Source organism: Echinicola sediminis, assembly GCF_054777495.1.
On sequence record NZ_BAAHAP010000143.1, the window covers coordinates 1 to 9,633 of the forward strand.

At 43.1% G+C, this 9,633-nt stretch carries 9 protein-coding genes; 3 read left to right on the plus strand and 6 right to left on the minus strand.

What is annotated here, in order from left to right; genetic code table 11:
- Positions 1–481: 481 nt before the first annotated feature.
- Positions 482–1,654, plus strand: a complete 1,173-nt coding sequence (locus ACYVAA_RS21185; RefSeq protein WP_460545681.1) for a Na/Pi symporter — start codon at positions 482–484, stop codon at positions 1,652–1,654.
- 31 nt (positions 1,655–1,685) lie between these two features.
- Here the strand turns inward: ACYVAA_RS21185 and deoC are convergent, their stop codons facing one another.
- Both deoC and ACYVAA_RS21195 read right to left on the minus strand, forming a co-directional pair.
- Positions 1,686–2,348, minus strand: a complete 663-nt coding sequence (deoC, locus tag ACYVAA_RS21190) for a 2-deoxyribose-5-phosphate aldolase (protein ID WP_460545683.1) — start codon at positions 2,346–2,348, stop codon at positions 1,686–1,688.
- The gene (locus ACYVAA_RS21195) at positions 2,341–3,558 is read right to left on the minus strand and encodes an NAD(P)-dependent oxidoreductase (protein WP_460545685.1); all 1,218 of its coding nucleotides are present in this window, start codon (positions 3,556–3,558) and stop codon (positions 2,341–2,343) included. The genes deoC and ACYVAA_RS21195 overlap by 8 nt, the downstream gene beginning before the upstream one ends.
- Positions 3,559–3,740: 182 nt before the next feature.
- Between ACYVAA_RS21195 and ACYVAA_RS21200 the strand changes: the two genes are divergently transcribed.
- Positions 3,741–3,935 (plus strand): hypothetical protein, encoded by a 195-nt coding sequence (locus tag ACYVAA_RS21200; protein WP_460545687.1) that lies wholly within the window; start codon positions 3,741–3,743, stop codon positions 3,933–3,935.
- Positions 3,936–3,984: 49 nt separating this feature from the next.
- Here ACYVAA_RS21200 and ACYVAA_RS21205 read toward each other — a convergent pair whose 3' ends face one another.
- From ACYVAA_RS21205 to ACYVAA_RS21220, 4 genes are all read right to left on the minus strand, one after another.
- Positions 3,985–4,512, minus strand: a complete 528-nt coding sequence (locus ACYVAA_RS21205) for a YceI family protein (RefSeq protein WP_460545689.1) — start codon at positions 4,510–4,512, stop codon at positions 3,985–3,987.
- A gap of 94 nt (positions 4,513–4,606) precedes the next feature.
- Positions 4,607–5,056, minus strand: coding sequence for a MarR family winged helix-turn-helix transcriptional regulator (locus ACYVAA_RS21210; RefSeq protein WP_460545692.1), 450 nt, complete (start codon positions 5,054–5,056; stop codon positions 4,607–4,609).
- An 80-nt stretch (positions 5,057–5,136) separates the two neighbouring features.
- Positions 5,137–7,656 (minus strand): ABC transporter permease, encoded by a 2,520-nt coding sequence (locus ACYVAA_RS21215; RefSeq protein WP_460545694.1) that lies wholly within the window; start codon positions 7,654–7,656, stop codon positions 5,137–5,139.
- A complete protein-coding gene (locus ACYVAA_RS21220) occupies positions 7,649–8,326 on the minus strand; it encodes an ABC transporter ATP-binding protein (protein WP_460545697.1) in 678 nt (225 codons plus the stop codon). The genes ACYVAA_RS21215 and ACYVAA_RS21220 overlap by 8 nt, the downstream gene beginning before the upstream one ends.
- 187 nt (positions 8,327–8,513) lie before the next feature.
- Here ACYVAA_RS21220 and ACYVAA_RS21225 point away from each other — a divergent pair, with 187 nt between their 5' ends.
- Positions 8,514–9,206: an arylesterase gene (locus ACYVAA_RS21225; RefSeq protein WP_460545699.1), complete on the plus strand. Its 693-nt coding sequence runs from the start codon at positions 8,514–8,516 to the stop codon at positions 9,204–9,206.
- Positions 9,207–9,633: the final 427 nt, after the last annotated feature.

Consider the following 9,633-nt stretch of genomic DNA (forward strand, 5'->3'; position numbering starts at 1 on the left):
GGTGACCACCTGGGAGGAAGGGATGAAGAAGCTGATGAAAGCCAAAAGCAAGGACAAGGTGATGGATTTTTCTTTTTTAGTAAAGTCGAAGAGGGAGTAGGCCGCTTTGGATAAGGCGTCCTGGTTAATGTTTTGATCCTTAAGCTTAGCCATAGATTTATTTTTGGCGTTTTTTATTTGGCCACAAAGTTAAAGAAGTTTGTAAGAGTTATATATTAACAAATTGTTAATTCATTAAGGATCAATAAGAATACTGATCTTTCGTTTCACAATATGCTTTTAAATATTAACTTTACAAAAGTTAATCTAAAAAAATAACCTTATCAACAAATATAATATCGAGGCTATTTTTCACTATTTACACAAAAAACACCCAATATTAACATAAGCTTCACATACAATGTAAATTTTTATGCAGTTGTTCGGCTTATTTTGTGAATTACTATAAATTAGGCCCTTATAGCTAGAGATATTGAGATAAATGGCAGAAACCTTACAGCAAACCACCTCCCTCAACCGATGGATGATGATCGGGCAAATGATTTTTGCGCTGGTGCTGTTTATGGCTTCCATAGATCTCCTTACGGTTTCCCTACTTAACATGAACAATGAGGTCGCCAATGAAATTTTCATGGCCACCAACAACCCCTTCGTCGGTCTTTTTATCGGCTTATTGATGACCGCCCTTATCCAATCCAGCAGCACCGTGACAGCCATGATTGTCGCTGTAGTTGCTGCCGGCAACCTGAGCATCATGCAGGCAGTTCCCTTGGTAATGGGAGCCAATATCGGAACCACCATCACTTCTACCTTGGTGTCCTTTACCTACATCATGAAAAAAAATGCCTTTAGAAAAGCCATCTCAGCCGGGGTACTTCATGACCTTTTTAATATCATCACGGTCATTATCCTCCTTCCCCTGGAGTACTATTTTGGTTTTTTGAGCAGAACAGCCACCTATGTTTCGAGCCATGTCTTTAGCGCCAGCAACGAACTTTCAGACAGCTATAGCTATAATGTCATCTTTGTCAGGCCCATCTCCTCTACCATCGTTGAATTTTTTCACATCCCGTTGATCTCCTTGATCATCAGCATTGCCTTGGTATTTCTGTCCATCAAGCTACTTTCCTCCACCGTCTATAAAACATTCGTATCCAAAAGCTTCAAACAGGTCAGCAAGCACATCTTTAAATATCCTTACCGGGCCTTTGCTTATGGCATCTTCTTTACCGCTGCAGTTCAATCCAGTACCGTTACCACCTCACTCTTGGTACCGGCCGTGGCGACCAAAAAACTTTCTCTTAACAAAGTTTTCCCCTTTATCATAGGCGCAAACATCGGCACCACCATTACCGCGGCCATTGCCGCCATCTATAAGACAGAGGCGGCCATTGCCATTGCCATCGTCCATTTTTTATTCAATTTTATAGGAGCAGTGATCTTCCTGCCTTTTCCTGCCCTAAGCAAAATACCGGTCAAGCTGGCCATTTATTTTGGTGAACAATCCTCAAAGAAAAAGTATATCGGCATTGCCTATATAGTTTTGGCCTTCTTTATCGTACCCTTCCTGCTGATTTATTTCAATAAAAATGATGATGTAAGGGACCTTGACTTCAAAAATCAGGACACAGAGATCTCAAAGACGGAAGAATAGTTTTGTTTCCTACAAAATTACCAGGCCCCTTTTATTGCTCCCTTTCCCATTCTTGGACGATTTTCACTCCAGCACTGGTACCTATACGGTCTGCCCCTACCGCAATCATTGCCTTTGCTTGGGCCAAGGTCTTGATTCCTCCGCTTGCTTTTATGCCGACATTGCTGGGCAACACTTCCCTCATCAGCTGGATATCTTCCAATTTCGCCCCGGCTGAAGCCATTCCTGTGGATGTTTTGACATAATCTACCCCACTGTCACTGCATATTTTGCACGCTTTCACTATTTCTTCATCACTTAGGTAGGCCGTTTCAATAATCACTTTAAGGATACGGTCATGCCCATGGCACACTGTAGCCATTTTGGCCAGCTCTATTTTAGGCCAGTTCATCCCTGATTTGAATGCCGTCAGGGACCAAACCACATCAATTTCATCGGCGCCATCTTTTATCGCCTTCTCGGCTTCAAACACCTTCGCCTCCGTCATTTGGTACCCCAAAGGAAACCCTACGACGGTAACCACCTGAACATCCTCCTCTTCTAAGTCCCTTTTTACCTTTCTGACCCAGAAGGGCGGTACACAAACACCCAAAAACTGATACTTCTTGGCTTGATCAACCAACAGGTTGATCTCACGGTCGGTTAAGACAGGACTCAAAAGGGTATGTTCTAAATACCTCCGAATATTAAGCATGGTCGCTGGGCATTTCTTTAACAAATTCTTCCAGATAAGTATATTTCGGACCAAGCCTTCCACCTTCCGCAATGGTAGCTCCTGTAATGATCTCATTATCCTCTTCCATTAATGCTGGGATGACCTGTTTCTCCAGCATTTCGCCAAAATCTTTGGAAGCATCACGGGGCAATTCACAGGGCAAATTATCCACGGCCATTACAGAAATGCTGTGCTGTGAACCAAAAGCCGGCAGGGCCCCATTTGAATTCCGGTCCACATCGTAAACAGGATCTGCGATGGTACTGGGCTTGATAGTCGTAGGGATAGAACCATTGATATCACAGGTGATGTCCGCAATCACCGATAGATTGAACTCCTCATTCACCACATCTTTTAGCTCAAAAAGTCTGGGTGCCTTGGGGTCCCAATAAGCAGCTGCAAACAATATTTCACTGGCCTCGGCATATTTCAGAAAGTGGCTTTCGTACTTTTCAGGAGAGGTATAAAACTCTTCCTTATCATAGCCCCCATCCGTTTTCCTCCTGTTATAATCCTCCATGGCCAGCTGGGCAAACACCGGCTCCTCAAAGTAATTGTTCAACAGTTCCTTTGGGCTTACCTGCCTTATACCTGCCTCCTCCAAAATTTCCTTCACGCCGTTGCCCACACGTCCGTTGCCGGTGATCACCATCTTCACGGGCGGCAACTGGATTTTTTTGATTTCCTCATGAAGTTCACGGAGGTCAAAGCAGTCTTTGGCCCTTTTCAAATCAAAAAGCCCTGCTTTCCTTCCATAAGTCCACAGCCCATTATAGCCCCCTACGATCCCTGCCCAGCGTCCAAATGCCACAATACGCTCCCCCTTATCCCGGAGTACCTCATAATCTATAAGGCGTATGTTTTTCCTCAAAATCTCCCGGAGCAGCATCCGGTTATAAGGCTGTGCCTTGATGGTATGAGAAAAGAAAAAGTACGTTTTGTTTTCTATCAATTCTGGAATGGGCACTTCCTTTATCCCCATCAGCACATCACAGTCAGCGATATCAGCAACCACAGGCACCCCTGCCTCACGATATTCCTCATCAGAAAAGGCTCGGACATCACTTTCCTGAACCACAAATAAAGCTTTTCCCTCATAAACCTGATTTAATTTTTTGAGCTGTTGGGGCGTAAAAGCTACCCGTCTGTCCACGGGAATCTTCCCCTCTTTAATTAAGCCGATTTTCATAAACGAGCTATTTTATAGATATTCGTAACGCCCATTGGCTACCCACTGGGCAGATCAATAGACAGGTCTTTGGGCAAATCCAAAACAATTACCCCAGTTGATCCAATATAAAAATAAAACACCAAATAATACCTAATACCAAGCTTTGCTTGCTTTAATTGGAATTGCTAATCCATAAAATCATGACAGAACTGATCATTTATGCCCTCTTGTTTTTGTTGCTCTTTGGACATGCCGTCATGGCTTCTATGATGTACACTACCGTTCATAAAGATGAGACACTCAGCCAAAAAGAAAAAAACGACTGGAAATTAAAAGCACTGATATTTCCAGTCCTATTTTGGAAAAAATACAAAAACACCAAAACCAAGGCATAAAAAAAGCCGCGACAGTAAATCTGCCGCGGCTTTTCCTTTTACTCTTAAATTAGTTTTTAACCAACTGCACGCTGGCAAGTATCTTTATCTGGTCTCCCACCACAATACTGCCTGCTTCCGTTACCGCATTCCAAGTCAGCCCAAATTCCTTTCTACTTACTTTGCCCTCCAATTCAAACCCGGCTTTGGTATTGCCGTAAGGGTCATCGGCCACTCCTCCAAAATCCACAGAAAGCGATACTGGTTTTGTGGTGTCCTTTATGGTCAAATCCCCTTTCAACACATAGTCTCCACCATTTTTATGAAGGGTTCCGTTGGAGAAAACCAATTTTGGGTGGTTCTCCGCATCAAAGAAGTCGGCTGATTTCAGGTGCGCGTCACGATCAGACTGATTGGTGTCGATGCTGTCGATTTCTGCTGAAAAAGCCACTTTTGCCCCTTCAAAATCCTCTGAGGCAGATTCTACTTCGCCATCAAACTTTTTGAAATTTCCTGTCACGGTCGAAATCACCAAGTGCTTTGCCTTGAAGTTAATTTCTGAGTGAGTAGGGTCGATTGTCCATTTTGCTATACTCATAATTTCTATTGTTTTATTTTAGTTATAGTTATTTATCTCAATTCTTTACACTTCTAAACATTTAATGTATATACACATATTGTTTGAAAAAATTTTATCCTCTCAGTTTATCCAATAAATCGTTTAAAGTATTCACTTCCTCTTCAGTAAGATTGATTACTCTATGGTTAAAGCCTTGGATTTCGTCGTCCAATTGCTCCAACAGTGCAAGTCCACTGGAAGTAATGGTGATGTCCACTTGTCTCCTATCAGAAGGACATTCTTTTCTTACCACAAGTTCTTTTTGCTTCAGCTTTTCTACCAGCCTGGAAGCATTGGACATTTTGTTTAACATCCTGTCCTGAATGGAGGAAACGGTAATCGGATCGGGGTAATGCCCTCTCAAAATCCTCAATACATTGTACTGCTCCGGAGAAAGTTCAAAAGGTTTAAACAGCCTGCTTTGTTGGGTAACAATGTAACTGTGGGTATACAATAAGTTCACAATCGCCTTATTGTAGGGATTTTTAAACTCTTTCTGCTTTATGGCCTCCTCCAGCTTCATGACATCTTTTGTTTTCGTATTTAATGTATATACATCTATTAGACAAAAAAGGTTTCAAAAATGTTGAATTAATTTCAAAATTACCCTCTAAGAATTTCCATGGGCGGTTTATTGATCACATTCTTGCCGTTTAGCCAACCCAATAACACAGTTATCGCAGTGATAACCAAATAAATGACAGCAGCTTCCATCCATGCCCAGGTCACCGGAAAATCAAATACAAAGATATTCAGCAGAGCTGTAGCCAGAAATGATAGTAAAATCCCACTCAGGGAAGCCAGGCTGCCCAAAAAGAAATATTCCAATGTATTGATGGTCCTCACCACCGGGGTGCTTGCTCCCAATGTCCTCAGTAAAATACTCTCCTTCATGCGTTGGTACTTACTGATAATCAACGAACTGATCAACACTAGAATCCCTGTAACTATACTAAATAAGGCCATAAACTGAATCACAAAGCTGATCTTGCTTAAGATATCTTCCAAAGTATCCACAATCATCTCCAGATTGATCACAGAAATATTGGGAAAGGCCTTTACGATCTCATTTTGTACCTTGGCTGCTTGCTCATCGGTTTGGGACTTGGTAATCACCACATGAAACTTAGGAGCCTTTTCCAACACATTGGCGGGAAAAAGCACCAGAAAGTTGGTGGACACCTGCCGAAAATTCACTTCCCTAAAGCTCCCAACATAAGCTTTGATAGGCCTGCCCTGGACATTAAAAAGCAATTCATCTCCAAGGTTAATGCCCGTCCGGTCGGCATAGCCCTTATCGAAAGACACATAAATACTGTCGCCAGCCTCCTTAACCTTATGCAAACTTCCTTCTACGAGTTTTTCGGAGGCCACCAACGTATCTCTATAGGTCACTCTAAATTCCCGGTTGTACAAGCCTCGCGACTTCTGACTTTCCTCAGGAAGTTCACCATTTTCGGATTTGTCCACCCCATTGATTTCATCCAATCTCATCGTCACTATGGGCACCTCTTGCATGACCGGTAGTCCCTCCTTTTTTACCGCAGCAATCACATTATCCACCTGTGGGGTCTGTATATCAAAAAACAGCATATTGGGCTGCTCCTCCTTATCTGCAAACCTTACCTGATCCAACAACTGATTTTGAACAAAAAACAAGGTGGAAATCATCGCTGTCCCTAATCCAATAGTTGCGACCAGTGAAATGGTCTGGTTATTTGGACGGTACAAATTAGCCAAGGACTGACGAACAGGGTAAGCCAGGCTAAGAGGCAAAAATCTTTTTATCAGCCACATTATCCCTGTCCCCACAAACCACAACACTCCAAAAGCCAACAGCACAAAACCTGTAAAACCCAAAGCCTCTTCCCAGCCTCTTAGCAGAAACATACTAAAGCCAAAAATGAACAAGGCAATCCCAAGCATCACCAACCACCTCAAAGGATCCTGTACAAAGCGGACCACTTCGGCATCTGTCCTCAAGGTCATGATCGGAGGCACCTTTCTGATCTTAAGCAAGGGCAGTAGTGCAAATAGTACAGAAATAAATATCCCCGTAATTACCCCAAAACCTATTGAGGCCCAGGAAAGCTGCACCGTAACATCTACGGGAAGAAAATCACTGAACACCTGTGGCAAAATATATTGGATCACAGAGCCCAAAAATGCGCCAAGGATTGACCCGATGACACCCATGATTTTTATCTGGGTCATGTATATTAAAAAAGTATCCCTGGAGGAGACACCCAAACAACGTAAAACCGCCACCGAAGGAAGCTTTTCTTTTACAAACACATTCACCGCACTGGCCACGCCCACACAGCCCAACAGCAACGCTATAAAGGCAACCAAGCTAAGAAAATCAGATAGGTTTTCGAATGACCTCCCTGTGCTCCTTTTCCGGTCTTCCACTGTGTCCGCGTCTATGTGTTCTTCCTCCCAGAGCTCATCATAAGGTTTGATCAATTCATCCACATCGGTATCCAGGGCAAAACTGTAGTACCGTTGATAATTGACCCGGCTACCATATTGAATCAAACCGGTTTCTTCAGCATATTGCATGGGGATATAGACTACAGGCGCTACGGTGGCCGTAATACCGGTCTGTCCCGGGGCTGCATGCAGCTCCCCTACAATTTCGAAGGTCACTTCCCCTACCCTCACACTGTCTCCAACCGCTATGTCATATTGGTCTAGCAGAATTTTCTCCACCAGTGCTTTTTTCCCTCCTGCTCTAAAGTTATCTGCAGCCGCTACCGGAACAGTCTCTATCTTCCCATAAAAAGGAAACCTGCCTTCCAAAGCCCTGACATGCACCAAGCGGCTGTCTCCGACTTTCGGAAACGAGGCCATACTGGCAAAACTTATTTCCTGTGCCATTTCCCGCGCCACAGTATCCAGCTCCTGCGCTCCGAGAGGCTTATTATTCTCCAATACCAGATCTGCCCCCAAAAGCTCTTTTGCCTGGCTATCAATGTCTCTGGACAGATTATCACCAAAGGAACTTATTGCCACCAAAGCCGCAATACCGATCACGATAGAAGAGACGAACAATAATAATTTGGCCTTGTTTTTCCGGAAATCCCTTAAGGCCATCTTCAAAACCCATGAAAGTCTATACATACTGATTTTCTTGAATCTTTCCCCCCTTAATATGAATGATCCGATTGGTTTTGGCTGCCAGATCGCTGTCATGTGTAACCAAAATCAATGTGGTCCCAGACGCTGTATTCAGATCAAAGATCAACTCTTCGATCATCTCTCCGGTTTCGGTATCCAAGTTCCCTGTAGGTTCGTCAGCAAACAGGATTTTCGGTTCATTGGCAAAAGCCCTGGCGATGGACACCCTTTGCTGCTCACCTCCTGAAAGCTGGGCAGGATAGTGAGTCGCCCTTTCTCCCAACCCCACCTTGGTCAAAAGCTCCATGGCCTTTTCTTTGGCATCTTTTCGTTTTTTTAGTTCCAAAGGAACCATCACGTTTTCAAGTGCTGTCAACGTGGGCAGCAACTGGAAATTCTGAAAAATAAAGCCTATCTCCTTGCTTCTCACCGCAGCCCTCTCATCCTCTGACAACTCCTCCAAAGAATGGCCGTTCAACTTAACACTTCCGGACGAAGCGCTGTCCAAGCCAGCACAAAGCCCCAACAAGGTAGTTTTCCCACTTCCAGAAGGTCCCACTATAGCAATGCTTTCTCCTTCACTAACCGTCAGGTTGACACGGTCCAAAACGGTTAGGCTCCTCGATCCGCTCCGATATATTTTGCTTACATTCTCAACAGAAAGTATGTTCATTTTGCTTATTCTAATTATTTGATTGACTTTGAAACATTTCAGGGCCTATCTTTGGTTTAATTCTTAAAAGACATTGGACAGGTTCTGAATTCATAGGCAGTTTTGCCCACTGCTCATGCTTTTAAAACATGTTTCAATTATTTAATAACTATATAAATCGAAAATCCTTCTCAATAAGTTTCATATTATGCATAATTTAAGGTTCAACGCAATTATTTTACCCCTTGTTTTGTGGGGCTTTTTGCTCACCTCCTGCGGGAATGAAAAAAAACAAGTGGAAACAGAAGCTGAAACATCAACCAATTCCACCGAAAAATCCCCAGAAAAAGAAAAAAGAACCGTTCTATTTTTCGGGGACAGCATGACTGCAGGTTATGGGATCGACCAAGAACAGGCATTTCCCGCCCTGATACAGGACCGCATCGATAGCTTAAACCTCGATTATAATGTCATCAATGCAGGACTCAGCGGGGAAACCTCAGCCAGCGGACTCAACCGAATTGACTGGTTCCTGGAAGATCAGCCAGGCATCTTTATACTGGAACTTGGCGGAAATGATGGGCTCAGGGGAATCCAACTTACTGAGACCAAAAAAAATCTTCAGGGAATCATAGACAAGGTCAACAGCAAATACCCTTCTACCCTCATCATTTTGGCGGGAATGCAGATTCCTCCTAATATGGGCCAGGATTACACCTCGGAATTCAGAAAAATCTATCCCGAACTTGCCAAAGAAAATGATCTGCTGCTGATTCCATTCCTACTTGAGGGGGTAGGCGGAAATCCCGACCTAAACCTCCCGGACGGCATACACCCTACTGAAGAAGGCCATCAGATTGTGGCAAAGACCGTTTGGAAATACCTTGAACCGGTACTTTGACCAATTCATCTCGTAAACTTTATAAAAATCCTGATAGGGAAAATAAACAACACCGTTTTTTGAAAATAGAACAATACGGCTCTATGCAGTTATGTCTGTTCTTCACCGCCAGTACGCCATGGCATACTGGCGGTGAAAAAAGGCTTGCCCATTTAGAGCTCTTGAATGTCCTTGGTTGTATAGCTAAATGGTTTTGGACAATCAGAAGGCCAGACAACCATTTATCAAATTTTCATTATCCTTTCAATACCCAGAGTAATTTACATTTTTTTCAATAAACATTTTCGCTTCATTCCTTTTTAGCAATTCATTAAAGCAGTCATTAAAAATAAAGTAAAAAAACACAGCGCTGATTATTTTATTATTATTTCACTAAACCTTGGAAATTTTCTGATTGCCCTTTGAACTCAGCAGAAGGCCTAAAGCC

Excerpts from the sequence above, each read along its gene's own strand:
- ACYVAA_RS21185 (WP_460545681.1), top strand. The coding sequence starts at position 482 with ATGGCAGAAACCTTACAGCAAACCACCTCCCTCAACCGATGGATGATG.
- deoC (WP_460545683.1), bottom strand. The coding sequence starts at position 2,348 with ATGCTTAATATTCGGAGGTATTTAGAACATACCCTTTTGAGTCCTGTC.
- ACYVAA_RS21195 (WP_460545685.1), bottom strand. The coding sequence starts at position 3,558 with ATGAAAATCGGCTTAATTAAAGAGGGGAAGATTCCCGTGGACAGACGG.
- ACYVAA_RS21200 (WP_460545687.1), top strand. The coding sequence starts at position 3,741 with ATGACAGAACTGATCATTTATGCCCTCTTGTTTTTGTTGCTCTTTGGA.
- ACYVAA_RS21205 (WP_460545689.1), bottom strand. The coding sequence starts at position 4,512 with ATGAGTATAGCAAAATGGACAATCGACCCTACTCACTCAGAAATTAAC.
- ACYVAA_RS21210 (WP_460545692.1), bottom strand. The coding sequence starts at position 5,056 with ATGAAGCTGGAGGAGGCCATAAAGCAGAAAGAGTTTAAAAATCCCTAC.
- ACYVAA_RS21215 (WP_460545694.1), bottom strand. The coding sequence starts at position 7,656 with ATGTATAGACTTTCATGGGTTTTGAAGATGGCCTTAAGGGATTTCCGG.
- ACYVAA_RS21220 (WP_460545697.1), bottom strand. The coding sequence starts at position 8,326 with ATGAACATACTTTCTGTTGAGAATGTAAGCAAAATATATCGGAGCGGA.
- ACYVAA_RS21225 (WP_460545699.1), top strand. The coding sequence starts at position 8,514 with ATGCATAATTTAAGGTTCAACGCAATTATTTTACCCCTTGTTTTGTGG.